The sequence below is a fragment of the Amycolatopsis coloradensis genome (genome assembly GCF_037997115.1).
In the GTDB taxonomy this organism is placed as follows: domain Bacteria; phylum Actinomycetota; class Actinomycetes; order Mycobacteriales; family Pseudonocardiaceae; genus Amycolatopsis; species Amycolatopsis coloradensis_A.
In genome coordinates this window covers 896,858-920,180 of record NZ_CP150484.1, presented here as the reverse complement: position 1 = coordinate 920,180, position 23,323 = coordinate 896,858, and the positions used below count along the sequence as shown (strand labels likewise).

At 68.6% G+C, this 23,323-nt stretch carries 22 protein-coding genes; 10 read left to right on the top strand and 12 right to left on the bottom strand.

Features of this window, described 5'->3' with window-relative positions; translation table 11 throughout:
• Nucleotides 1-3 precede the first annotated feature (3 nt).
• Nucleotides 4-957: a helix-turn-helix transcriptional regulator gene (locus LCL61_RS04130; protein ID WP_340685591.1), complete on the bottom strand. Its 954-nt coding sequence runs from the start codon at nucleotides 955-957 to the stop codon at nucleotides 4-6.
• A gap of 91 nt (nucleotides 958-1,048) precedes the next feature.
• On the opposite strand from LCL61_RS04130, the gene LCL61_RS04125 reads away from it, so the two are divergent.
• The 4 genes from LCL61_RS04125 (at nucleotide 1,049) to LCL61_RS04110 (ending at nucleotide 6,506) form a co-directional block, all read left to right on the top strand.
• Complete coding sequence (locus tag LCL61_RS04125; protein WP_340685590.1) at nucleotides 1,049-1,612, top strand: DinB family protein; 564 nt, start codon at nucleotides 1,049-1,051, stop codon at nucleotides 1,610-1,612.
• 295 nt (nucleotides 1,613-1,907) lie between these two features.
• Nucleotides 1,908-3,944 carry an acyltransferase family protein gene (locus tag LCL61_RS04120; RefSeq protein ID WP_340685589.1) on the top strand — a complete coding sequence of 679 codons (2,037 nt, stop codon included), beginning with the start codon at nucleotides 1,908-1,910 and terminating at the stop codon, nucleotides 3,942-3,944.
• Between the two features lie 118 nt (nucleotides 3,945-4,062).
• On the top strand, nucleotides 4,063-4,818 hold the full coding sequence (locus LCL61_RS04115) for a carbon-nitrogen hydrolase family protein (RefSeq protein ID WP_340685588.1): 756 nt from the start codon (nucleotides 4,063-4,065) through the stop codon (nucleotides 4,816-4,818).
• Nucleotides 4,815-6,506, top strand: a complete 1,692-nt coding sequence (locus tag LCL61_RS04110) for an NAD(P)/FAD-dependent oxidoreductase (RefSeq protein WP_340685587.1) — start codon at nucleotides 4,815-4,817, stop codon at nucleotides 6,504-6,506. Before LCL61_RS04115 ends, LCL61_RS04110 begins: the two co-directional genes overlap by 4 nt.
• Here the strand turns inward: LCL61_RS04110 and LCL61_RS04105 are convergent.
• The 4 genes from LCL61_RS04105 to LCL61_RS04090 all read right to left on the bottom strand — a co-directional run bounded on the left by LCL61_RS04105 (nucleotide 6,470) and on the right by LCL61_RS04090 (nucleotide 9,490).
• Complete coding sequence (locus tag LCL61_RS04105) at nucleotides 6,470-6,982, bottom strand: VanZ family protein (RefSeq protein ID WP_340685586.1); 513 nt, start codon at nucleotides 6,980-6,982, stop codon at nucleotides 6,470-6,472. The two genes, LCL61_RS04110 and LCL61_RS04105, sit on opposite strands and share 37 nt — an antisense overlap.
• A gap of 12 nt (nucleotides 6,983-6,994) precedes the next feature.
• On the bottom strand, nucleotides 6,995-7,543 hold the full coding sequence (locus LCL61_RS04100; protein ID WP_340685585.1) for an isochorismatase family protein: 549 nt from the start codon (nucleotides 7,541-7,543) through the stop codon (nucleotides 6,995-6,997).
• Between the two features lie 10 nt (nucleotides 7,544-7,553).
• Entirely contained in the window at nucleotides 7,554-8,540 is a 987-nt protein-coding gene (locus LCL61_RS04095; protein WP_340685584.1) for a hypothetical protein, read from the bottom strand.
• Between the two features lie 86 nt (nucleotides 8,541-8,626).
• Complete coding sequence (locus LCL61_RS04090) at nucleotides 8,627-9,490, bottom strand: alkaline phosphatase family protein (RefSeq protein WP_340685583.1); 864 nt, start codon at nucleotides 9,488-9,490, stop codon at nucleotides 8,627-8,629.
• Between the two features lie 345 nt (nucleotides 9,491-9,835).
• On the opposite strand from LCL61_RS04090, the gene LCL61_RS04085 reads away from it, so the two are divergent.
• Nucleotides 9,836-10,471: a helix-turn-helix domain-containing protein gene (locus LCL61_RS04085; RefSeq protein ID WP_340685582.1), complete on the top strand. Its 636-nt coding sequence runs from the start codon at nucleotides 9,836-9,838 to the stop codon at nucleotides 10,469-10,471.
• Here LCL61_RS04085 and LCL61_RS04080 read toward each other — a convergent pair.
• The 5 genes from LCL61_RS04080 to LCL61_RS04060 form a co-directional block, all read right to left on the bottom strand.
• Nucleotides 10,428-11,234, bottom strand: coding sequence for a serine hydrolase (locus LCL61_RS04080; protein WP_340685581.1), 807 nt, complete (start codon nucleotides 11,232-11,234; stop codon nucleotides 10,428-10,430). The genes LCL61_RS04085 and LCL61_RS04080 overlap by 44 nt on opposite strands.
• A 174-nt stretch (nucleotides 11,235-11,408) precedes the next feature.
• On the bottom strand, nucleotides 11,409-12,956 hold the full coding sequence (locus tag LCL61_RS04075) for a metallophosphoesterase family protein (RefSeq protein ID WP_340685580.1): 1,548 nt from the start codon (nucleotides 12,954-12,956) through the stop codon (nucleotides 11,409-11,411).
• Between the two features lie 283 nt (nucleotides 12,957-13,239).
• On the bottom strand, nucleotides 13,240-13,509 hold the full coding sequence (locus LCL61_RS04070) for a hypothetical protein (protein ID WP_340685579.1): 270 nt from the start codon (nucleotides 13,507-13,509) through the stop codon (nucleotides 13,240-13,242).
• Nucleotides 13,510-13,668: 159 nt separating this feature from the next.
• On the bottom strand, nucleotides 13,669-15,621 hold the full coding sequence (gene glpK / locus LCL61_RS04065; protein ID WP_340685578.1) for a glycerol kinase GlpK: 1,953 nt from the start codon (nucleotides 15,619-15,621) through the stop codon (nucleotides 13,669-13,671).
• 13 nt (nucleotides 15,622-15,634) lie between these two features.
• On the bottom strand, nucleotides 15,635-16,402 hold the full coding sequence (locus LCL61_RS04060) for an IclR family transcriptional regulator (RefSeq protein ID WP_340685577.1): 768 nt from the start codon (nucleotides 16,400-16,402) through the stop codon (nucleotides 15,635-15,637).
• Between the two features lie 151 nt (nucleotides 16,403-16,553).
• On the opposite strand from LCL61_RS04060, the gene LCL61_RS04055 reads away from it, so the two are divergent.
• The 3 genes from LCL61_RS04055 to glpD are packed head-to-tail and all read left to right on the top strand — an operon-like array spanning nucleotide 16,554 to nucleotide 20,622.
• The gene (locus tag LCL61_RS04055) at nucleotides 16,554-17,375 is read left to right on the top strand and encodes an MIP/aquaporin family protein (RefSeq protein ID WP_340685576.1); all 822 of its coding nucleotides are present in this window, start codon (nucleotides 16,554-16,556) and stop codon (nucleotides 17,373-17,375) included.
• An 11-nt stretch (nucleotides 17,376-17,386) separates the two neighbouring features.
• Complete coding sequence (gene glpK, locus LCL61_RS04050; protein ID WP_340685575.1) at nucleotides 17,387-18,904, top strand: glycerol kinase GlpK; 1,518 nt, start codon at nucleotides 17,387-17,389, stop codon at nucleotides 18,902-18,904.
• A gap of 5 nt (nucleotides 18,905-18,909) precedes the next feature.
• Nucleotides 18,910-20,622, top strand: coding sequence for a glycerol-3-phosphate dehydrogenase (gene glpD / locus LCL61_RS04045; protein ID WP_340685574.1), 1,713 nt, complete (start codon nucleotides 18,910-18,912; stop codon nucleotides 20,620-20,622).
• Between the two features lie 79 nt (nucleotides 20,623-20,701).
• On the opposite strand, the gene LCL61_RS04040 is transcribed toward glpD, so the two are convergent.
• On the bottom strand, nucleotides 20,702-21,442 hold the full coding sequence (locus tag LCL61_RS04040; protein WP_340685573.1) for an SDR family oxidoreductase: 741 nt from the start codon (nucleotides 21,440-21,442) through the stop codon (nucleotides 20,702-20,704).
• Between the two features lie 112 nt (nucleotides 21,443-21,554).
• Between LCL61_RS04040 and LCL61_RS04035 the strand changes: the two genes are divergently transcribed.
• The gene (locus LCL61_RS04035) at nucleotides 21,555-22,031 is read left to right on the top strand and encodes an Rrf2 family transcriptional regulator (RefSeq protein WP_340688485.1); all 477 of its coding nucleotides are present in this window, start codon (nucleotides 21,555-21,557) and stop codon (nucleotides 22,029-22,031) included.
• A gap of 109 nt (nucleotides 22,032-22,140) precedes the next feature.
• On the opposite strand, the gene LCL61_RS04030 is transcribed toward LCL61_RS04035, so the two are convergent.
• Nucleotides 22,141-22,947: an NmrA family NAD(P)-binding protein gene (locus LCL61_RS04030; RefSeq protein WP_340685572.1), complete on the bottom strand. Its 807-nt coding sequence runs from the start codon at nucleotides 22,945-22,947 to the stop codon at nucleotides 22,141-22,143.
• Between the two features lie 142 nt (nucleotides 22,948-23,089).
• Here LCL61_RS04030 and LCL61_RS04025 point away from each other — a divergent pair, with 142 nt between their 5' ends.
• Nucleotides 23,090-23,305 (top strand): hypothetical protein, encoded by a 216-nt coding sequence (locus LCL61_RS04025; protein WP_340685571.1) that lies wholly within the window; start codon nucleotides 23,090-23,092, stop codon nucleotides 23,303-23,305.
• Nucleotides 23,306-23,323: the final 18 nt, after the last annotated feature.

The following is a 23,323-nucleotide window of genomic DNA, read 5'->3' as shown; positions in this document are numbered from 1 at the left end:
TGTTCAGCCGATCCGGGCCGCCTTCGCGTAGCGGCGGGCCAGAACGGCGAAGGCGTCCTGGAGTTCGGGAGGCCCGACGACCTCGATGTCGGCGTCGAAGCGGCCGATACTCGCCGCGAGCCCGGCCCACGACCACGACCCCAGCAGCAGACGGCACCGATCCGGCCCGAGTTCTTCGACGACACCGTCGCGGACGTAGTGGGACACGGTGGCCGCGGGAAGGTCGAGGACGACTTCGCCGCGGCACGGCCACTCGCCGGACTCGGACGCACCACGGAAGCGGCTCGCGACGAAGGTGGCGACATTGGGGGCCGGGAGTTCACGTGGTGTGAACCGCGGACCGGTCGGGGTGCGCGGGGAGATCCGGTCGGCCCGGAAGGTGCGCCAGTCCGCGCGATCCAGATCCCACGCGACGAGATACCAGCGGCCATGCCAGGTGACGAGGTGATGCGGTTCCGCCCGGCGCGGCGCGTCCGCGTAGTCGAACCGCAGGACCTCGCGGGCGTGCACGGCCGCGCCGAGCGCGAGCAGGACGTCGCCGTCGACGCGGGGGCCCGACCGGCTCGCGGGCGATTCGACGGCCGTGACCCGCAGGGTGTCGATCCGGCGCCGCAGCCGGGAGGGCATCACCTGCCGGACGGTGTTCAGTGCCCGCATCGCCGCTTCCTCGATCCCCGCGCCGCTGGTGGTGGCGATCTGGAGCGCGACGGCCAGCGCGACCGCCTGGTCGTCGTCGAACAGGAGCGGCGGCAGTTCGGACCCGGCGTCGAGCCGGTACCCGCCGTCGGGGCCTTTGATGGTCGCGATGGGGTAGCCGAGTTCGCGCAACCTGTCGACGTCGCGCCGTACGGTGCGCGGGCTGATGTCCAGCCGCTCGGCCAGTAGCGCTCCCGGCCAGTCACGGCGGGCCTGCAGCAACGACAGCATCGAGAGCAGGCGCGCGGAGGTTTTCGGCATGTTTCCATGATGCCCGGAGAAGCGGCCACAACCTGTCCTCTACCCCTGAGAGAGTCGTCATGTGCCAGAAAACGACAACCCGGAGGGCCCGATGACCGCCACCATCCTCGACGCCGAGCGCGCCGACCTGCTCGAAGCCCTCGACACTGTTCGCGCCGCCCTGACCGCCACCGTCCAGGGGCTCACGGACGAGCAGCTCGACGCGCATCCGACGGTCAGCGAACTGAGCCTCGGCGGCCTGATCAAACACGTCGCTTCGATCGAGGAGATGTGGCTGCGGTTCGCGGTCGACGGCCCGTCCGCGATGACCTACGACCTGCCGGAAGGCGTCACCTGGGCCGATCTCGGCGCCGGTACCGCCCGCGAGTTCCCGCAGTGGGCGATCGACCACCAGAACAACTTCAGGATGCTGCCCGGCGACACGCTCGCGGGAATCCTCGCGCGCTACGAGCAGGTGGCCGCGCGGACGAGGGAGATCGTCTCGTCGATCCCGGATCTTTCCGCGACCCACCCCCTGCCGGAGGCGCCCTGGAACCCGCCGGGCGCGGTGCGCAGCGTGCGCCGCGTGCTGACGCACGTCATCGCCGAGACCGCGCAACACGCCGGCCACGCCGACATCCTGCGGGAGAGCATCGACGGCCAGAAGTCGACCTGACTCTCGTGGCCGGGTTTTCTTGAGGGGATAGGGCAAAGGTGAGCATGGGCCTCACCAAAGCCACGGCTGCGTAGTGAAGGCCTCCTTACCTACCTTCAGAGTAGGGAAGGAGGCCTTCGCTACCGTCTGGGCTGGCCACTCTCGCAACCTGCCTCCTTGCCCAACCCCTCGAGATGACCGGCCTTCATGTACTTGTGGCGAGCAACCTCGCCACTCACGAGGGGGCATAGCTCGCTCACAGCTTCCTGCCGTAGGGTCCCCGCCCGTCGGCGACCGTGATCTTGGTGGTGGTTGTGTGCGGGAGACGGAGCGGCGGTTCCGCCCGGAAATTCAGGGGCTGCGGGCACTCGCGTGCGTTCTGGTGGTCGTCTATCACGTGTGGCTCGGCCGGATCTCCGGCGGCGTCGACGCGTTCTTCCTGATCTCCGGCTTCCTCGTCACCGGCCAGCTCCACCGGGCGGCGGTGCGCGGGAGGATCGAGTACCGGCCGATGTGGGGCCGGATGATCAAGCGGTTGTTCCCGGCCGCGCTCACCGTGCTGCTGCTGGTCGTCGCGGTGAGCCTGGTGCTGCTGCCGCAGAATCGCTGGTTCCAGACGATCAAGGAGGTCGTCGCCTCCGCGCTGTACCTGGAGAACTGGCAGCTGGCGGCGGATTTCACCGACTACTTCGCGCAGCACGACTCGGCCAGCGTGGTCCAGCATTTCTGGTCGTTGTCGATCCAGGGGCAGTTCTACGTGGTTTGGCCGTTGCTGGTCGGCCTGGTGTTGCTGGTCGCCAGGCGGACACGCCACAACGTCCGGTCGATGCTTCTCGGTGTGCTCGGCGCGGTGTTCGTGGCGTCGCTGGCGTATTCGGTGTGGTCGACCGCGGTCGACCAGCCGCCGGCGTACTTCGATTCGCTGACGCGGGTCTGGGAATTCGCGCTCGGCGGTCTGCTCGCGCTGGTGCTCGACCGGGTTTCGGTGCCCCGGCCGGCGCGGGTCGTGTTCGGCTGGGTCGGGGTCGCGGGTCTCGTTTCCTGCGGCCTGGTGCTTCAGGTCGGCACGGTCTTCCCCGGGTATCTCGCGCTCTGGCCGACGCTTTCCGCGGCGCTGGTGATCCTCGCGGGCGACACCGCGTTCAAAGCCGGCGCCGATCGCTTTCTCAGCAGCCGTCCGCTGACGTACCTGGGAGATCTGAGCTATGCGCTCTACCTCTGGCACTGGCCGATCCTGGTGTTCTACCTCGTCGCCCGTGACCGTGAGGAGGTGGGCCTGCGCGGTGGCGCGGTGATCATCGCGCTGGCGTTCGTCCTCGCCGTGCTCACCCATCACCTGGTCGAAAAACCGGTCCGCGTGTCCGCGATCGGGACCGCGAACCGGTGGGGCGCCTACCGATTCGGCGCCGCGACGCTCGCGGCCGTGCTCGCCGCGGCAGGCGCGTGGCAGTGGGTGAGCGTGAGCCAGGCGGAGCGCTACTCGATCGCGGTCGACGACCCCGATCACCCCGGCGCGCTCGCGCACACCGAAGGATTCACCTACTGGGGCGCCGCCGACGCCGCGCTCGTCCCGTCGTTCGTCGCGGTGTCCGAAGACTGGGCCGGGATCGACCCCGCCCGCTGCGGCACTTCCCCGCGCAACGCCGACCTCGAGATCTGCACCTCGCAGACCTCCGGGCATCCCACTCGCCGGATCGTGGTCACCGGTGACTCCCACGCCGGGCAGTTCCTCGGTGCCCTCCTCCCGATCGCCGAAAAGAAGAACTGGGAGGTCACGTCGATCCTCCGCGGCGGCTGCCCGTTCTCCACCGACTCCGACACCGTGCCGGGGGACCAGTCCTGCATCGACTGGAACGCCGCCGTGGTGGACGAGATCGTCACCACCCGCCCCGACGCGGTGATGACGATCGGCACCAGGGACGTGAAACCCGGCGTCGAGGAACGAGTGCCGTCCGGCTACGTCGCGCAGTGGCGCAAGGTGGACGACGCGGGCATCCCGGTGCTCGCGGTGCGGGACAACCCGCGCTTCGGCCAGTCGCCGTCAGCGTGTGTCGAAGCCCGCGGTGTCACGGCGCCTGAATGCGCGACTCCACGGTCAGAGCTCTACGCTGCCCAGCCGCCGTACGAAACACTTCCGGATCTCCCGCCGAACGTGCGGTTCGTCGACTTCAGCGACTACTTCTGCACGGCCGAGGTCTGCCCGCCGGTGATCGGCAACGTGCTCGTCTACCTCGACGACAACCACGTCAGCGGAACCTACATGTCGACCATGTCGGCCATCGCGGAGAAGGCGATCACCGAGGCGCTCGGCTGGACGGACGACCACGCGGAGGAACCGCCGCCGGGCGGGTGATCCAGACAACAAATCGCCGCTGGATTGCGTGATGCTGCATTGATTCGACAGTATGCCACTTCTCTGTGCAACGATTTGCTCTTATCGGTGCATCGAAACGGTGGATATCGTCGTCGGTGTGAAGGTCGCTGTCCATCAGGGCTCGTACGCCGAGCTGCCGTCCGTCGTCGCGGCGTCGGGTGCCGATCTCGTGATCGCCGCCGAGATGATCACCACCGGCTACCACATCGGCGCCCGTTCCCACGAACTCGCCGAACCGGCAGACGGTCCGACGGCGGAGCGGATGTCCACGCTGGCAAGGGAAAGCGGTATCGCACTGGCCTACGGGTACCCCGAGTCCGCCGACGGCCGCGTGTACAACAGCGTCCAGCTGATCGGCCCCGGCGGACAACGTCTGGCGAACTACCGCAAGACGCATCTGTTCGGCGATATCGACCGTGACTGGTTCGAGCCGGGCGCCGAGGCGGTCGTGCAGGCGGACCTCGGCGATCTCCGCGTCGGCCTGCTGATCTGCTACGACGTCGAGTTCCCCGAACTGGTGCGGGCGCACGCCCTGGCGGGGACCGAACTGCTCGTGGTGCCGACCGCGCTGATGAGCCCCTACGAACTGGTCGCCGACACGCTGGTGCCCGCCCGTGCCTACGAGAGCCAGCTGTTCGTCGCCTACGCGAATCGTTGCGACACCGAACGGGAACTGAACTACTGCGGCCGTTCCTGCGTCGTCGCCCCGACCGGCGAAGTGCTCGCTCGCGCGGGCGCCGGTCCGGAGCTGATCGACGCCGAAGTCACCCGTGACGCGCTCGCCGCGTCGCGTCTGGAGAACACCCACCTGGCCGACCGAAGGCCCGCTCTGTACCGAGGACTTTCCGCATGACCTCCGCCCTCCCGACCGCGATCCACCACGACGAATCCACGGGCCGTCCGATCACCATGTTCGGCCCCGATTTCCCGTTCGCCTACGACGCTTTCCTCGCCAACCCCGCCGGGCTCGGCTCGCTCCCCGCCGAGCGCCACGGCACCGAGGTGGCGGTGATCGGCGGCGGCCTCTCCGGCATCGTCACCGCGTACGAGCTGATGAAGCTCGGCCTGCGCCCGGTCGTGTACGAGATCGCCGAGATCGGCGGCCGCCTGCGCACGGTGAACTTCCCCGGCTGCCCGGACGACGTCGTCGCGGAGATGGGCGCGATGCGCTTCCCGCCGGCGTCGACCGCGCTCTTCCACTACATCGACAAGGTCGGTCTGGAGACGACACCGTTCCCGAACCCGCTGGCCGCGGGAACGCCGAGCACCGTCGTCGATCTCAAGGGGGAGAGCCACTACGCGCGCACCGCGGACGAACTTCCCGCCGTCTTCGGCAAGGTCGCGGCCGCCTGGGACAGCACACTGTCCGAGCAGGCCGCGTTCACCGAGATGCAGAAGGCGATCCGCGAACGCGACGTCAAGACGATCAAGCGGCTGTGGAACGAACTCGTGCCGAAGCTGGACAACCAGACCTTCTACGGCTTCCTCTGCGACTCGCCCGCGTTCGCGTCCTTCCGCGACCGTGAGATCTTCGGACAGGTCGGCTTCGGGACCGGCGGCTGGGACACCGACTTCCCGAACTCCATCCTGGAGATCCTGCGGGTGGTCTACACCGGTGCCGACGACGAGCACCGCAGTATCGTCGGCGGGAGCAGACAGCTCCCGTTGCGGCTGTGGGAACACGCGCCCGAGGACATCGCGTTCTGGCCCGCGGGAACGAGTTTGAGCTCGCTGCACGGCGGGAGCCCGAACCCCGGCGTCGCCCGGCTGCACCGCACCGCGCCGAACAACATCACCGTGACCGACACCGAGGGCCGCATCCGCACCTACCCGGCGGCGGTGTTCACCGCGCAGAGCTGGATGCTGCTGTCGAAGATCGAATGCGACGAGGCGCTGTTCCCGATCGACCACTGGACGGCGATCGAGCGCACGCACTACATGGAGTCCTCGAAGGTCTTCGTCCCGGTCGACCGGCCCTTCTGGCTGGACAAGGACCCGGCGACCGGCCGCGACACGATGAGCATGACGCTCACCGACCGCATGCCGCGTGGTACGTACCTGCTCGGCGACGACCCGGACGCGCCCGCGGTGATCTGCCTGTCCTACACCTGGGCCGACGACTCGCTGAAGTGGCTGCCGCTCTCGGTCTCCGAGCGGGTCGAGGTGATGCTGCAGTCACTGAAGGAGATCTATCCGGGCGTCGACGTCCGGCGGCACATCATCGGCGACCCGGTGACCGTGTCGTGGGAGGCCGAGCCGCATTTCATGGGCGCGTTCAAGGCCAACCTGCCCGGCCACTACCGGTACCAGCACCGGCTGTTCACCCATTTCAAGCAGGACCGGCTGGAGGAGCGCCACCGCGGTCTCTTCCTGGCGGGCGACGACGTCTCGTGGACCGCCGGCTGGGCCGAAGGCGCCGTCCAGACGGCGCTCAACGCGGTGTGGGGCGTCTTGCACCACTTCGGTGGCGAGACGGACCCGGCGAACCCGGGACCGGGTGACGTCTACGACGAGATCGCGCCGGTCGAACTGCCCGACTGAGCGCGGCGGTCCACCAGCCACGCCGTGCCTGCCGCGATGAGGGCACCGAGGACCGCGCCGATGGTGTTCATCAGCCAGTCGTTGGTGTCGCAGGCACGGCCGATCGCGGGCACGAGCGCCTGGAGCGTCTCGATCACGGCGGACAGCACCGAACCCGCCGCGAGCATCGTCACTGGTCGCCGGGACGCCAGCGCGGCGAAACAGACCGGCGGGAGGAACAGCGCGACGTTGGCCAGGAGTTCGACCGCGCCCAGCGTGGGCACGGAGAACTGGACGGTGCACAGGATCTCGTCGATCGTGTGCACCGTCGGTACCAAGGTCAGCGCGAAGACCGGGAGCGACGACACCCCCGCGAGCGCCCAGAGGATCCGCCTCCTGTCCGCGAACAGGAGGCCAAGGACTGCGCAGACGAGCGCGACCAGCAGGATCGCCACCGGCACGAGGGCGGAGTGGTCGAGCAGGAAGTTCGTGATCATGGCGGGCCGATCCTACGAGCCGGTGAACTCGACCTCCGCCGACGGCACCACGCGCACCCGTCCGCCGGGATGGATCGCCGTGCTCAGAAGCAGGTTGTGCCGGGCGATGACCTGTTCGGCCGTCAGGCCCGCGGTGGGATCCCCGTCGGCGGACGGCGCGTGGCCGTCGGCGACCAGCACGACGTCCAGGCCGTGGCTCTGCGCGGCCCTGGCGGTCGCGTCGACGCAGTAGTCGGTGGCCAGCCCGGTCAGCACCACGGTGTCGACGCCCCGGTCGACCAGCAGTCCCGCCAGGCCGGTGCGGTAGAAGGAGTCGGTCGCCGTCTTGTCGATCACCAGGTCGACCGGTTCGAGACCGAGCAGCGCGCTGACCCGTGTGCCGGGCGACGCGGGATCGAAGTCGGTGCCGGGGGCGCCGATCTGCCGCAGCGCGATCACCGGAACGCCGTTCTCACGGGCTCGCCGGGCGAGTCCGGCGAGCCGGGCCGCCAATTCCTCGCCGCGCCAGACCAGGGGAACGAGCATTTCCTGCATGTCGACGATCAGCAGCGCGGCCCTCATATGCGGCAGCCTAGGGCAGCGCGGCGGGCGACTCGGCCTCCGGGATGAGCAGCCGCGGCGTTCCGGTGCCGTCGGCGGGGACCGACCAGACGTCGGAGTGTCCTGGCGTGCGGGGGAGGGCATAGGCGACGGTGCGCTCGTCGAGCCAGGCGGGCTGGTCGTCGACGCTCCGGGTCTCGGCCAGCGCGGTCACGCTGCCGTTCGCGAGGTCGAGCACCGAGACCCGCCAGCCCTTCGCGGGATCGCCGTCGACGGCGGACTTGTAGGCGATGCGGGTCTCGTCGGGGGAGAGGGACGGGCATTCGACGTTGTCCCGCACCGTCCGCACGGTCCGGGCCGTCGAGTCGCCTTCGACGAGGTACCGGTGGGAGCCGGTCGACATGGTGGCGTAGAACCGGTTCGGCTGCCGGGTGAAGGTGACGCCCCAGAAGTTGACGTCGGCCGCCTTGTACGGCTTGCCCTCCACGGTAACGGCGAAGTCCTCGAGCGTGCCCTCGACGTCGCCGGTGGTGAGGTCGAGGGTGCCGGCGCGAGTCGAGAACCGGCCGCCGTTGTAGGAGTCGCCGGTGACGAACACCGTCCACGCCAGCCGCTTCCCGTCGGCCGAGACCCGCGCCCGGTTGGGCACCCCGACCAGCGGGATCTCCTGCGTCACCGCGAGACGGCGGTCGAGCACGGCCAGCTGGTAGGTGGTCAGCCCGGTTTCCGGCCGCAGGCAGATCCCGGTGCCGCCCGCCGCGTGGACCCGGCTGCAGGACACGGTCGACACCGCCCGTGTCCCGCCGGGATCTGCCGCGCTGACACTGGACACGTGCCCGCGGTCGGCGTCGGCGGTGCTGCGGAACAGCAACCGCGGGCCTTCGAGCGTGACGGCGTCGCTGGTGCCCGCCGACACGGCGTCCTGGTTGCGCGCGCCCGCCGCCCCGACGTAGATCACGGCGGCCGCGGCCAGCGTGAGTGTTCCGGTGACGGCGATCAGAACGCGGGTGCGGTCCATGGTCGTGCCTTCCTGCGGGGAGCCAAAAGAACGAAGGGCTGCCCGCGGGCGCGTCCACAGTGGACACGCCCGCGGAGTTCACCCGATCACCGCCAGACGCTCGTGATCGGCGGCTTGTTCGCCGCGTTGGCGATGCCCGGCAGGCCGAACGCCGCCTCGATCGTGCGGAGGATCGAGTAGTGGTTGATGGATTCGCTGTAGCTGCCCGGCTTCACGTGGGCACCGACGAACGTGGTGAAGATCTGGTTCACCGAGGTCCCGCTGTCCTCGTCGAAATTGACGATGAGCAGGCTGTTGTGCGTCTTCGCCCACTGCGCGTAGGCGTCGAGGTTCTTCTTCAGCCATTTGTCACCGGTGTCGACCGGGCAGTCGTGCATGTCGCTGCACAGGTCCGGGGTCACGAAAGCGACGTCCGGCAGCTTGGTGAAGTCGCTCGGGAACGACGAGAACCGTTTGTTCGCCGACGACGGCACATTGCTGAAGCTGACCCAGCTGTTGTGCTTGCGTGCGTATTTTCCCTTCGTGCAGCCGGTGTAGCCGTCGGAAGGCATGCTTTCGGCATAACCGACGAACTTCTTGCCGATCCCCGCCAGCTGGGAAGCGAGATTCTCCTTGTTCCCGAGATCCTGGCATTTGTTGCTGTCGACACCGTGTGTCGAGCCCGCGAACTGGGCGATGTAGTTCGGCTGACTCGGGTGCGTCGTCCCGTACGCCTTGGTGAACTTGGCTCCCTGCGAGGCGAGTTGGTTGAAGTACGGTGCTTTCGAGCTGCCGCTGATCTCCTTGTAGTCCTTGTTTTCGAACATCACGAGGACGATGTGGTCGAACTGGGGCACCGCCGCCGCGGCGGACTCCACCGCGGCGGCGGGACTGTCCTGATGGGACACCACCAGCGCCGTGGCCAGCCCGGTCGCGGCCACGGCCGCGACCGCGATCCGTTTCCAGAACATTGAAACCTCCTGAGGAAAGGTTGAAACTTTGACGACCGACCCTCGGGTTCAGCGGCGCTCCGCAGGTGTCGACAGAGTCGAGACATCAGATGTCTCAGGTGCATTTAAACGGCAGGGGAGTCCTTGGCCCATCAAGATCGCCTGACTGGAGCAGTCGGCGGGCGCGGAACGCCCCAAAACCGGCATTACTTGACATGAAACCATGTAAACCGGGCGTTCACCTTGTGTTCGGGCGCGCGAACCGATCAACTTATGGCAACTCGCTGATTCAGCCGGTTGACAGTGGCGGTGCCATTGCCCCGGCTTCATGGTGCACTCATCCGACCATTGGTTAAGCTGGTCGGTGTGAAGCCCTTTTCGCCGAGACCGGCCGGATACACGATCGAAGAACTCTCCACGATCGTCGGCATGTCGGCGCGCAATATCCGGGCCCATCAGACGAGGGGCCTGCTCGCCCCGCCGGTGCGGCACGGCAGGTCCGCCTACTACGGCCCGGCCCACCTGCGGCGCCTGCGGCGGATCACGATGCTGCAGAAACAGGGCTTCAACCTGGTATCCATTGCCGCGATGCTCGGAACGGCCACAGTGGACGGCACCGAGCGCCTGGACGCGGCGATGGCCGACATCGCCCGTGACCAGCCCTCCGTCGTCCGTTGCCTGGAGCGGCACGGCGTGCTCGGGCGGGACGACGCGGGGGCGCCGGCCGTCGTGCGCCCGTCGGTTTCGCGCGCGGTGGCGGAGCTCGCCGGAGCCGGGGTGCCGCCCGCCGCGGCCCTGCGGTTTCTCGGGCAGTTCATGGACCGGGTCGCGCCGCTGGCGTGCGACCAACTGGCCGCGCTCAAAGCCCAGGCCGGCGGTATGTCGGCAGCTTCCTGGGCCTGTTTCGCCGAGCTCCTGGTAAGCGCTTTCAGAGCGACCGTGGAGAACGCGGCCGAAGTCACTTTCGCAGACGGGGAGCCAGCGCCACGGCCGCCGAGGTGACCGCCGCCGTCGCGACGTCGAGGCTCGTGCCGTCGGCGAAAGCGGACAGCCTGACGACGATGTAGCGGTCGCCTTCACCGACGAGCCCGGTCGTGTGCGCGTCCACCGAACCCCGGCCGGCCGCCCAGCCCTGTTTCACGGCCCACGGCCGGTCGGGGAAGGCTGACGGAATGCCGAAATGCTGGTCGAACCCGTCCGCGGCGGTGCGCGTCGCCTCCCGGAGCGGTTTGAGCACCACGTTCCGTTTGGCCTTCGGCAGGGCGAGGATGTGGCGGTAGACCGCGGCGACGTCGTCCGCTGTGGACAGTGTGTCGCCCCAGCGGCCCGGGTCGGCGGGCGGGGTGGTGTTCTTCAGTCCCGCGGCGGCCACTGTCCTGGTGACGATCGCCGGCCCGCCGTTTCTGGTCCAGAGGGTGTTGGCGACGGCGTCGTCGCTTTTCGCCAGCATCCGGTGGATGTGGGATTCGTCGGTCCTGCTCGCCTTGCGGGTGACGGCGTCCAGCGCGATGAACAGTTTCACGACCGACGCCGTGCGGAATCTTTCCGAGCCCCGGTCGCCGATCACCTGTTCGCCCGACGTGCGGTCGAAGACCACGGTGGCGTCGCGTCGTTCGGGGGCCGGAAGGCTTTCCGTGTCGACGCGGAAGACCACGTAGCCGAGGATCGCGGCGATCATCGGGAAGACGATCAGGATCGTCACGCGAAGGCGTGTTCGCCGGTTCGTGCCCGGCACCGCGATGGGCGTGGTTCGTTGGTCGAGCATGCTGCCGATGTTCAGAGACGATCATCGTGGCCCCGTCTCGTTCATGTCATGACTCCGTAACAGCGGCCGACTACATGGAAAGCCCTTTCTCGCTTCGGGAAATGGGCCGGCAAAACGGGCGTCCACATCGGCCGATCGGCCGATGCGGACCCCTCGTCCGGTGGATGTGCCTGCTCAGGAACGCTGCACGATGATCTGATCGACCAGGGTGCCGTCGGCGCTGATCGCCCGGACGTCCATTTTGGGCGGTGTGGTGCCCGTACCCGCGATGACGTCGACCGCGACCAGGCTGTAGCCGCGGAACCGGACACGGGACCAGGTGACCTTCTTGGTGCGATCCTGGCCGTCCCGTTCCGAGTACTTCATCGGGACCGGAGTGTCGTTGGCGGTCTCGTGGCCCAGGTAGGTGTCCGGCGCCGGGAATTCGGAGACGCTTCCGCCTCCGCCGCCCGCGGTGATGTAGGTCGTTCCGTCCTTGACCGGGTCGGTCGTCCCTCGCGACGGCACCTTCTTGACGGCTTTGCCCGCCCGGATGGGGTCGGTGCGTTCGTAGATGTGGTTGTGGCCGTTGAGCACCAGGTCGACCTGATATTTGTCGAACAGGGGAGCCCAGTCCTTCTGCGCGCCGAGTTCGGCGCCATTGGAATGGCAGGTGGAATATGTGCACTGGTGGCAGTAGACGACGATGAAGTCGATCGTGGGATCGGCGCGGAAGGCGGCGAGCGTCCTGCTGAGCCACTTGAGCTGCTTGCCCTTGGTGTAGTCCAGATTGGACGGACTGTTGTAGCAGACGTCGTTACCGTCCAGGCTGATCAGTCCGACGTTCTGGTAGCGCCACGAGTAGATGCAGGTGGAGCCGTCCCAGGCGTTGTCCGGCATGGTGAAACGCGCCCGCACGCCGCCGTACCCGTCCTCGGAGTACCAGCCCTCCATCTCGTGGTTGCCGAGCGCCATCATCCACGGGATCCCCGCGGTGACGGGCTCGTTCTGCACGAAGAAGGAGTCCCAGAGCCGCGCGTCGTACTGGTCCTCTTCCGGATGCCCGCCCTCGCCTTCGAGGGCGTAACTCAGGTCGCCCATGGCGAGGTGGAAGGCCGGGTCGAGTCCCGCGATCAGGCTGCTGGTCGCGACGGCGTTGTAGCCCACGCCCTGGTCGCCGAAGGCGGTGAAGGAGAACGTGCCATCGCCGCCCGGGGCGGGAGCGGTGCGGAAACTCGCCATCTCGCCGAGCCTGGCGGCGGGGTCGTAACCCTCGTGGCCGACGACGTAGTAGTACGTGGTGTTGGGAAGGAGCCGGTCGATCCGGGCGTGGAGGTAGTACTGGGTGATCGATTTCGGGCTGTTCGGCGGGACTTCCTCGACCGGATGCTGCCACGACATCTGGCTGGTCAGCGCCCTGACCTCGGCTGGGATGGGCGGGCTGAAGTCGCCGGGGGCCGTGCCGATCCGGACGAACGGCGCGGTCACCGCCGCGGGCACCTGCCACGAGACCACGACCTGCTGCGACGGGTCGGCCCCGTAGGCGATGTGCCGTCCGAATGGACGCAGCGCCGACCCCGCTACCTTGTCGGCGTTGAGCAGCACGGTCGGTCCGGGGGAGGCCGCGGCCGATCCGGGGAGGAGGACGCCGCCGGCGGCGAGTGCCGCGCCGCTCACCGCGCCCACGCGGAACAGGGTCCGCCGCGAGTACTGATTGACGAACTTGTCGTGTTTCTCGGCCAAGCTGAGCCGACGATAGGCTTGGGACCTGCTGTTCCGTGGAGTTACGGCCATGAAATCGAAGTTAAGAAGGCTTCTTAACTAAGTCAATACACGGGTGGTTCTTCCTTGACCGGCTGCACGGAACCGTGCAAGGAACTTCGGGCATAGGGGACGTTTGCGCCGGTTTCGCGTGATCAGACACCGAACACGTGAGTTGGCCGTCTGATCACGCGAGTTCGCGGTTCAATCACGCGAGTTCGGTGTCTGATCACGCGAGTCACGGATTCCGGGCCGTGACCGGCGGTCAGACCAGTTCGGAGGAGACGACCGAGGTCAGCCCGCGCAGCCTCTCCAGCAGCGGCTCGACCTCATCGGCGTCGATCAGGACCGCGCAGGTCATGGTGCTTTCGCGGACCCCGTCGCGGACATCGACGGACAGGTCGTGGACCAGGCAGCCGAGCGCCTCGACCAGGCCGGGGATCTGCTCGACGCCGCCGACGAAGTAGGTCGCGATCCGGCGGCGGACCAGCATGGACGAGCGAGGTGCGGGGATCTGGAACGAAACAGCGGACATCGTGGACTCCAAGGGCGGGAAACGTACAGGCCATGGAGGGCCAGGTCCCGGGAGATGCCCCGTATCGAGGGGTCGCCGGAATGCGCGCCGGCGACCTGGTTCAGCCGGCGCGCTTGACTACGAGTCGAGTCCAGCGGCGCACGACGACAGGCTAGCACGTCACGAGAGGCGCAGCCGGGAGCCTTGCTCGCGGACGTGCGCGGCGGAGCCGCAGTCGAGGTCCAGCTGCCGCTGCCGTTCGGCCACGAACGCCCGGCCGAGGCCGGTGCGGTCCGAAGTGGACAGCGTGCGCCGGAGGTCGTTCAGCAACCCGCGTTCCTCCGCGCGAATATGCGCGTCCACAGAATTCTCCAGTACCACCAAGGCCTTCTCGGGGTCGGTGGATTCGAGCACGGTCAGAAGCTCGTCCGCGAGCCCGCTCTCCGTCGCATCGGGACGGACGGTCCGTTCGGTCGCGGTGGCATGGGCGACCAGCGCCGCCGAGAGCTCCGCGATCAGCGCCGGACGGTCGGCCTCGTCGTTACGGAGATCCCGGAACAGCTGTTCGATCCGGCGGTGATCGGCCAGGACGACCTCGACCAGGTCGGAGCCCGGGGGAGCGGCGGTCGGACCCGGGCGCATCCAGCCGAACGTCAGTTCCACGGCCTGGCGCCAGTGCGAGTATTCGCTGTCGCGGCGAGCGGGGTCCATCGTCGGCAGCCACTGTCCGGCACGGTGCCAGTTCCGGCGGAGGCCTTCCAGATCCGGCCAGTACCCGACCGACAACCCGGCCGCGTACGCCGCGCCCAGCGAAACCGTCTCGGCGACCATCGGGCGCACCACCGGCACGTCGAGGACGTCGGCGACGAACTGCATCAGCAGGTTGTCGGCGGTCATGCCGCCGTCGACCTTGAGTGTCGACAGCGCGAGCCCCGAATCGGCGTTCATCGCGTCGACGACCTCACGGGTCTGCCAGCCCGTCGCCTCCAGCACGGCCCTGGCCAGGTGCCCCTTGGTGATGTACGAGGTCAGCCCGGCGATCACGCCGCGTGCCTCGCTGTGCCAGTGCGGCGCGAACAGACCCGAGAAGGCGGGCACGATGTAGCAGCCGCCGTTGTCCTCGACCGTCCGCGCCAGTGTCTCGATCTCGGGCGCGCTGCCGATCAGTTCGAGCCCGTCGCGGAACCACTGCACCAGCGATCCGGTGACGGCGATCGACCCTTCGAGGGCGTACACGGCGGGCTCGTCGCCGATCTTGAACCCGACGGTGGTCAGCATGCCGTGGGTCGAGAGCACGGGCGTCGGGCCGGTGTTGAGCAGCAGGAAGCTGCCCGTGCCGTACGTGCACTTCGCCTCGCCAGGCGCGAAGCAGGTCTGACCGAACAGCGCCGCCTGCTGGTCGCCGAGCGCCGCCGCGATCCGGATCCCCGGCACCACCCGAGACGTCGTCCCGTACACCTCGGTCGACGGCCGGATCCGCGGCAGCATCGCGCGCGGGACGTCGAAGAACTCCAGCAGTTCGTCGTCCCACGACAGCGTCCGCAGGTTCATCAGCATGGTGCGCGAGGCGTTGGTGACGTCGGTGACGTGGACGCCGCCCTCGGGCCCGCCGGTCAGGTTCCAGATCAGCCAGCTCTCGACCGTCCCGAACAGCACGTCGCCGCGTTCGGCGCGTTCCCGCAGGCCAGGAGTCCTTTCGAGCATCCACCGGATCCGCGGCGCGGAGAAGTACGTGGCCAGCGGCAGGCCGCACAGCCGCCGGACGCGGTCGGCGCCCGGCTCGCGGGCGAGTTGTTCGAGCATCGAGTCGGTGCGGGTGTCCTGCCAGACGATCGCGCGCCCGACCGGGTTGCCGGTGTGCCGGTCCCACAGCACCGTCGTCTCGCGCTGGTTCGCGATGCCGAGGCCGACCACCTGCGCCGGTTCGACGCCGGCGTCGGCCAGCGCCTGCGGCACGATCCGGCCGACGTTGCGCCAGATCTCGGTCGCGTCGTGCTCGACCCAGCCCGGCCGGGGGAAGTGCTGCTGGTGTTCGCGCTGCGCGACCGACACCAGCCTGCCGCGCGCGTCGAACAGGATGCACCGCGTCGAGGTGGTGCCCTGGTCGATCGACATCACGTAGCGCTGGACCACGCGAGCACCTCCATCACCATCGGGACGCGCCGAGATCGCGGGAGACCGCCCGTGCCGCGTCGCGCACGTGGCCGAGCAGCCGCGGGATCGGGCTGCCGTCGGCTTCGCAGATCCGTTCCGTCGCGCCGGACACCCCGATCGCGCCGACCACGATGCCGCCATGGCCGCGGATCGGCGCCGCGATCCCGGCCTCGCCGGTGATCATCTCGCCGTTCTCGCTCGCCCAGCCCGCCTCGCGCACCTTGCCACAGGCGCGTTTGATCGCGGTCTGGGTGACCAGGGTCCGGCGGGTGTAGGCCTCCGGCTCACCGGTGCGCAACGATGCCACGAGACCGGTGTCATAAGCCAGAAGCACTTTTCCGAGCGCCGTCGCGTGCAGCGGGAGAAGCGTGCCGACGTCGAGGGTCTGAAGGCTGTCGTCGGGCCGGAACACGTGGTGCACCACCAAGACGCGGCCTTCCAGCGGTGCGCCGATCCGGACCGCTTCACCGCTGCGCGCGGCCAGCGCGTCGGCCCAGTTGATCGCGCGAGACCGGAGTTCGTTGACGTCGAGGTAGCTCGTCCCGAGATGCAGCAGTGCCGCGCCCAGTTGGTATTTCCCGGTGTCCCGGTCTTGTTCGACAAAGCCGACCCCTTGCAGGGTGCGCAGGAGCCCGTGCGCGGTTCCCTTGGCGAGTTCGAGGGAATCGGCGATCTCGCCGACGCCGAGACGCCCCGAACCGCGCGCCAGCAACCGCAGGATCGCGGCGGCGCGCTCGATGGACTGGATCGGACCGGGCACGGCTCAACCGTAGCCCGACCGGCCCTGATTCGACAATGTCGAACATCGTCTCCAGGCGTTCGACAATGCCGACCGGTGTCCGTTGACCCCGGGTTTCCGCGAACTTAACTTCGGCCTCAACAGGGCAACGGTGTCCTTTGTGGAGGAAGCAATGGTGCGAAACCTCAAAGCTCGCGGACTGGCGGGCGAACTGGCGGCGGAGTTCGTCGGGACGATGATCCTCATCCTGTTCGGCTGCGGGGTGGTGGCTCAAGTCGTCGCCGCGGGCATCGGGGACCACGACAGCATCGCGTGGGCCTGGGGTATCGGTGTCACGCTCGGTATCTACGTGGCTTCACGGATCAGTGGCGCGCATCTGAACCCCGCCATCACCGTGGCGCTCGCGGTGTTCAAGGGCTTCTCGTGGCGCAAGGTCGCCCCGTACGCCTTGGCGCAGACCGCCGGCGCGTTCCTGGGCGCGCTGCTGGTGCGCTGGAACTACACCGAGGTGCTCAACGCAGCCGACCCCGGCCTGACGATCAAGACCCAGGGTGTGTTCTCCACTCTTCCGGGTAACGGAACCCTGCCGGTGGGTGACTGGGGCGCGTTCCGTGACCAGATCATCGGCACCGCGATTCTGGCTCTGGTGATCTTCGCCATCACCGACCTCCGCAACACCGCGCCCGCCGCGAACCTCGCCCCGGTCGTCGTCGGCTTCCTGGTGGTCGCGATCGGCATGGCCTGGGGCACCAACGCCGGCTACGCGATCAACCCGGCCCGCGACTTCGGCCCGCGGCTGATGTCCTGGCTCACCGGTTACGACACCGCGTTCACCGATCAATACGGCTATCCGTACTGGTGGATCCCCATCGTGGCGCCGGTCATCGGCGCGGTCATCGGCGGCGCGATCTACAAGTTCTTCATCGAGCGTTACCTGCCCGCCGACCCGGCACCGGAAGCCTTGCCCGCCAAGGACATCGAGCGCGTTTCCTAGGGAGAGAAACCATGTCTGACTACATCGGCGCCGTCGACCAGGGCACCACCAGTACGCGGTTCATGATCTTCGACCACGGCGGCAACGAGATCGCCCGCCACCAGCTCGAGCACGAGCAGATCCTGCCGAAGCCGGGCTGGGTCGAGCACGACGCCACCGAGATCTGGGAGCGGACCCGTTCGGTCATCGCCACGGCGCTCAACAAGGCGAAGCTGACCGCCGCCGATCTCGCGTCGCTCGGCATCACCAACCAGCGTGAGACCACCGTGGTGTGGAACCGCCGCACCGGGCGCCCGTACTGCAACGCCATCGTGTGGCAGGACACCCGCACCGACCGGATCGCCTCGGCGCTCGAACGCGAGGGCAAGGGCGACGTCATCCGGCGGAAGGCCGGTCTGCCGCCCGCCACCTACTTCTCCGGCGGCAAGCTTCAGTGGATCCTGGAGAACGTCGAGGGCGTCCGCGAAGACGCCGAAAAGGGTGACGCGCTCTTCGGCACCACCGACACCTGGCTCATCTGGAACCTCACCGGCGGGCCCGACGGCGGCGTGCACGTGACGGATCCGACCAACGCTTCGCGCACCATGCTCATGGACCTGGAAACGCTGGAGTGGGACGACGAACTGCTGTCGTTCTTCAGCGTCCCCAAGCAGATGCTGCCGTCGATCGCGCCGTCGTCGAACAACGGCCGGTTCGGCGTGACCCGTGCAGACGGCCCGCTCGGCGGCGAGGTCGCCATCACCGGCGTGCTCGGTGACCAGCAGGCGGCGACCGTCGGCCAGGTGTGCTTCCGCCCCGGCGAGGCCAAGAACACCTACGGCACCGGCAACTTCCTGCTCCTCAACACCGGGCACGAGGTCGTGCGCTCGAAGCACGGGCTGCTCACTACGCTGGCCTACCAGTTCGGCGACGAGAAGCCGGTGTACGCGCTGGAGGGCTCCATCGCCGTCACGGGTTCCGCCGTGCAGTGGCTTCGCGACCAGCTGGGCATCATCAGCGGTGCGTCCCAGAGCGAGAGCCTCGCCCGCCAGGTCGAAGACAACGGTGGCGTGTACTTCGTCCCCGCGTTCTCCGGGCTTTTCGCGCCGTACTGGCGATCCGACGCGCGCGGCGCGATCGTCGGCCTCACCAGGGCCACCACCAATGCGCATCTCGCGCGGGCGACCCTCGAAGCGATCTGTTACCAGACCCGCGACGTCGTCGAGGCCATGCAGAACGACTCGGGCGTCACGCTCGACGTGTTGCGTGTGGACGGCGGCGTCACCGCGAACGAACTGTGCATGCAGCTGCAGGCGGACATCCTCGGTGTGCCGGTGTCGAAGCCGGTCGTCGCGGAGACCACCGCGCTCGGCGCCGCCTACGCGGCCGGGCTCGCCGTCGGGTTCTGGAAGAGCACCGACGAGCTGGAACAGAACTGGAACGAGGACAAGCGCTGGGAGCCGTCGTGGACGGACGAACAGCGCGCCGAGGGCTACGCGGGCTGGCAGAAGGCCGTCGGCCGCACGCTCGACTGGGTCGAGGTCGAGTGAGCCCGATGAACAGGAGGAACAAGGTGACACCCGTACCGCTTTCCCCGGTCTACCGTGCCGAGACGCTGCGCAAGCTCGCTCGCGAGGAGATCGACGTGCTGGTCGTCGGCGGGGGAGTGACCGGTGCCGGCGTCGCGCTCGACGCGGCGTCGCGCGGGCTCTCCGTCGCGCTCGTCGAGGCCCGTGACTTCGCCGCGGGAACCTCCAGCCGATCGTCGAAGCTGATCCACGGCGGGCTGCGTTACCTGGAGAACCTGGACTTCAAGCTGGTCCGCGAGGCGCTGAAGGAACGGAGCCTGCTGCTGCAGACGCTGGCGCCGCACCTGGTCCGGCCGGTGAAGTTCCTCGTGCCGCTCAAGCACCGCGTCTGGGAACGCGGCTACATCGGCGCGGGTGTCACGCTGTACGACACCCTCGGCGGAGCGCGGGCCTTGCCGCGGCACCGGCACCTGTCCAAGCGCGGTGCGGGCAAGGTCGCTCCCGGCCTCGCGGACGACGCCCTGATCGGCGCCATCCAGTACTACGACGCGCAGGTCGACGACGCCCGCCACACGATGACCATCGCGCGGACCGCGGCCGAGCAGGGCGCCTCCGTGCTCACCCGCGCCCGGGTCACGTCGCTGATCCGTGACGGCGAGCGCGTCGTCGGGGCCAAGGTCGTCGACCGCGAGAGCGGCGCGGAGATCGAGGTCCGGGCGAAGACGGTCGTCGCAGCCACCGGCGTGTGGAGCGACGACATGGCGGAAGCGGCGGGCATCCCCGCGCCGTTCACCGTGCGCGCGTCGAAGGGCATCCACCTCGTGGTCCCGCGCGAGAAGATCGACCTGGACACCGGGCTGATCCTGCGCACCGAGAAGAGCGTGCTGTTCGTCATCCCGTGGGGACGGCACTGGATCGTCGGCACCACCGACACCGAATGGGACCTCGACCGCGAGCATCCGGCGGCCAGCCAGGCGGACGTCGACTACGTGCTCGATCACCTCAACGCCGTCCTCCGCACGCCGATCACCGCCGACGACATCGAAGGCGTGTACGCCGGGCTTCGGCCGCTGCTGGCCGCGAAGGCGACGTCGACCACGAAGCTGTCGCGGGAGCACGCCGTCGCGCATCCGGTGCCGGGTCTGGTGATCGTGGCCGGCGGCAAGTACACGACGTACCGCGTGATGGCCGCCGACGCCGTCGACGTCGCGGTGGAGGACCTCGGCCGTCCCGCGCCGTCGTCGTGGACCGAGCGGCTGCCGATCGTCGGAGCGACCGGCTACCACGAGATGTGGGGCGCGCGGCACTCGCTCGCCCAGCGCGCGGGGCTGCCTATCGGCCGCATCGAACACCTGCTCCAGCGCTACGGCACCGCCGTGGAGGACATCCTGGAGTCGATCTCGGAACGTCCCGAACTGGGCGAAGCGATCCCGGGGACGGCGGAGTACCTGAAGGCGGAGGTCGTCTACGCCGTTTCGCACGAGGGCGCCCTGCACCTGGAGGACGTCCTGACACGGCGCACGCGAATCTCCATCGAGGAGCGGGACCGCGGTGTGACGGCGGCGCCGGTGGTGGCGGAGCTGATGGCGCCGCTGCTGGGCTGGGACTCGCACAAGCAGGAGCGCGAGGTCACCAACTACCTCGCGCGGGTCGAGGCGGAGCGCTCCGCCCAGGCCCAGCCGGACGACGAAGCGGCGAACGCCAGCCGTCTCGCGGCTCCGGCGCTGCTGCCGAGCTGACGTGGGCTGAAGGGGCCCTTCACCGCATGCGACGCGGCGAAGGGCCCTTTCGTCGCGTCGCATGCGGGCATGGTTCCCTTCAGCCCGCCTGCTTGAGCCAGTCGAGGTACCGGGTCTCGGCGATGCGGGCGCCGTCCTTCGTGGTGAGGACGTCGCCCTTGACGGCGGCGAACATGCCCGCCGTCTCGTCGACGGTCACCGGACGCGTGTCTCCCTTGGCGGACAAGGTGATCCGGCCCAGCTCGTCCAGCGGGTAGACGTCCGGGCCGCCCACGTCGAGGGTGCCGTTCAGCGGCTTCCCGGCCGACACCTCGGAAACGGCGGCGGCGACGTCCGCCGCGGCGATCGGCTGGATCGGCGTACTGGGCAGGCGTACCGCGGTCTCGTCGGAGGTCCAGGACAGGACCGCGTCGACGAATTCCATGAACTGGGTGGCGCGGACGATCGAGTAGGGGAGGCCGCTCTCCTTGAGAATGTCCTCCTGCAGCGTCTTCGCGCGGTAGTAGTCGAGCTCGGGCACCTGGTCGACGCCGACGATCGACAGGATCACGAAGTGCCCGGTGCCCGCCTTCTTCGCGGCCGCGACGAGGTTGTCCATCGACGTCCGGAAGAAGGCGGGGGAGGCGTCGTCGAAGGTCGGTGAGTTCGTGAGGTTGACGACCACGTCGGCGCCGTCGAGCGCGCTGTCCAGCCCTTGGCCGGTGAGCAGGTCGACCCCGGTGGACGGCGAATGCGGCACCGCCTCGTGCCCCGCCTCCTGCAGGTCGCGCACGACCTGCGAACCGATCAGCCCGGTCCCGCCGATGATCGCGAATTTCATGGCCCAGTGCCCTTCGTCGGTGGCGTCCGTAACCCGGACACCTCATGTCCGAGATGATACTCGGATAAATTGTGTCCGAGTCAAGAGGCGGGTTAGAGTCATCCGGGTGAAGATGTCCGGTGGGGTCGAGTGGGCCCTGCACTGCTGTGTCGTGCTGACTTCCGTCGACGAACCCGCGCCCGCCGCGCGCTTGGCGCAGCTACACGACGTCTCGCCCAGTTACCTCGCGAAGCAGCTCCAGGCGCTTTCCCGGGCCGACCTCATCCGGTCGGTGCAAGGGAAGGCCGGCGGCTACGTCCTCACCCGGCCGCCTTCGGAGATCACGGTGCTTGACGTCGTCGAAGCCATCGACGGGCCCGGGCCGGCCTTCGTCTGCACCGAGATCCGGCAGCGCGGCCCGATGGCGACGCCGCCCGAGGCGTGCACGACGCCGTGCGCCATCAGCCGCGCGATGGCGAACGCCGAACTCCAGTGGCGGGCGGCGTTGCGCGCCGTCACCATCGCGGATCTGGCCGACGACGTCAGGGGCGACTACGGTCCGGGCGCGCTCGCCGGGATCGGCGCGTGGTTCAAGGCCGTCGAGGGGTAGCCGAAGGGGACTTTCCTTGCATGCGATGCGAGGAAAGCGCCCTTCGCCGCGTGGGATGAGGGGAAAATCCCCTTCGCTTTCGTAAGAGCCCCGAAGGGCGGCCGGCCGCTCACGGTTTGAACCGGTCGGCGTGCTCGGCGACCCATTGCGAGAACGTGCGGGCAGGGCGTCCGGTCACCTTCTCGATCGTGTCGACCACGGTGCGCGCCTCCACCGGCGGATCGCTGTGCCAGCCGACGACGTATTCGGCGTCCGCGACCGAGACGCCCTCGGCCAGCAGCCGGTCGATCGCCTGCTGTCGCGTGATCCGCTCCAGCGCGATGTCGTGGCCGAGCGCGGAGGAGAGGATGGCGATCCGTTCGCTCGTGGTCAGCGCTTCCGGGCCCGTGAGGTTGTAGACCTTGCCGGAGTGCCCGTCCTCCACGAGCGCGGTGGCGGCGACGGCGCCGATGTCGCCCTCGTGCACCACAGCGCTCGGGAGGTCGAACGGCTCGCGGACCACCTTCCCGGTGCGGATGGAGTCGGTCCAGGTCAGGGCGTTGGACATGAACTCCTGCGGCTCGAGCCGCGTCCACTCCACCCCGGACTCGGCCATGGCCTGTTCCGTCGGCCCGACGTAGCCGCCCCAGACGATGGTCATGCGTCGCACTCCCGCGGCCACGGCGCGTTTGACCAGATCGGCGCCGACGTCGGCGAGCCCGGCCGTCACGGTGATGTGCAGACGGGTGACGCCCTCGAAGGCATCGGTGAGTGTTTCGGGCGCGGTGTGCGTGCCCTCCACCAGCTCGACGCCTGCCGGAAGCCGTGCCCCGGCGGGGTTCCTGGTGAGCGCCCGGACGCGTTCCCCGCGGCGGACGAGTTCGGCCACCACGTGGCGGCCGGTGTTCCCGGTGGCGCCGGTTACCAAGACGGTCATGAGTGATTCCCTTCGTTTCCAGCGAAGGTAAAAGCTCAAGTAATGTGGAGGTCAAGCGGACCGATCAGGAATCGAGAAGCGTCGGTGCCCACGGGATCCCTAGCGTCTTCGCCATCAGGCAAAACGACCCCAGGAGGTTCTCGTGAGCAAGCGGATCCGGACGTTCCACCGGTGGACATCCCTCGCCTTCGTCGCCACCGTCATCGTGTGCTTCGTGGTCGTGGCACAGGGCGACCCGGCCCAGTGGGTGCTCTACACGCCACTGCCGCCGCTGTTCCTGCTGATGTTCAGTGGTCTCTACCTGTTCGCGCTGCCGTATACCGCCAAGTGGCGGAACCGGCGGCGCGTGGCCGGGTGACTCGGCCAGTCTTAGTTC

Coding starts and splice junctions, on each gene's coding strand:
- LCL61_RS04130 (WP_340685591.1), bottom strand. CDS start 957: ATGCCGAAAACCTCCGCGCGCCTGCTCTCGATGCTGTCGTTGCTGCAG.
- LCL61_RS04125 (WP_340685590.1), top strand. CDS start 1,049: ATGACCGCCACCATCCTCGACGCCGAGCGCGCCGACCTGCTCGAAGCC.
- LCL61_RS04110 (WP_340685587.1), top strand. CDS start 4,815: ATGACCTCCGCCCTCCCGACCGCGATCCACCACGACGAATCCACGGGC.
- LCL61_RS04105 (WP_340685586.1), bottom strand. CDS start 6,982: ATGATCACGAACTTCCTGCTCGACCACTCCGCCCTCGTGCCGGTGGCG.
- LCL61_RS04100 (WP_340685585.1), bottom strand. CDS start 7,543: ATGAGGGCCGCGCTGCTGATCGTCGACATGCAGGAAATGCTCGTTCCC.
- LCL61_RS04095 (WP_340685584.1), bottom strand. CDS start 8,540: ATGGACCGCACCCGCGTTCTGATCGCCGTCACCGGAACACTCACGCTG.
- LCL61_RS04090 (WP_340685583.1), bottom strand. CDS start 9,490: ATGTTCTGGAAACGGATCGCGGTCGCGGCCGTGGCCGCGACCGGGCTG.
- LCL61_RS04080 (WP_340685581.1), bottom strand. CDS start 11,234: ATGCTCGACCAACGAACCACGCCCATCGCGGTGCCGGGCACGAACCGG.
- LCL61_RS04070 (WP_340685579.1), bottom strand. CDS start 13,509: ATGTCCGCTGTTTCGTTCCAGATCCCCGCACCTCGCTCGTCCATGCTG.
- LCL61_RS04055 (WP_340685576.1), top strand. CDS start 16,554: ATGGTGCGAAACCTCAAAGCTCGCGGACTGGCGGGCGAACTGGCGGCG.
- glpK (WP_340685575.1), top strand. CDS start 17,387: ATGTCTGACTACATCGGCGCCGTCGACCAGGGCACCACCAGTACGCGG.
- glpD (WP_340685574.1), top strand. CDS start 18,910: ATGAACAGGAGGAACAAGGTGACACCCGTACCGCTTTCCCCGGTCTAC.
- LCL61_RS04040 (WP_340685573.1), bottom strand. CDS start 21,442: ATGAAATTCGCGATCATCGGCGGGACCGGGCTGATCGGTTCGCAGGTC.
- LCL61_RS04035 (WP_340688485.1), top strand. CDS start 21,555: ATGTCCGGTGGGGTCGAGTGGGCCCTGCACTGCTGTGTCGTGCTGACT.
- LCL61_RS04030 (WP_340685572.1), bottom strand. CDS start 22,947: ATGACCGTCTTGGTAACCGGCGCCACCGGGAACACCGGCCGCCACGTG.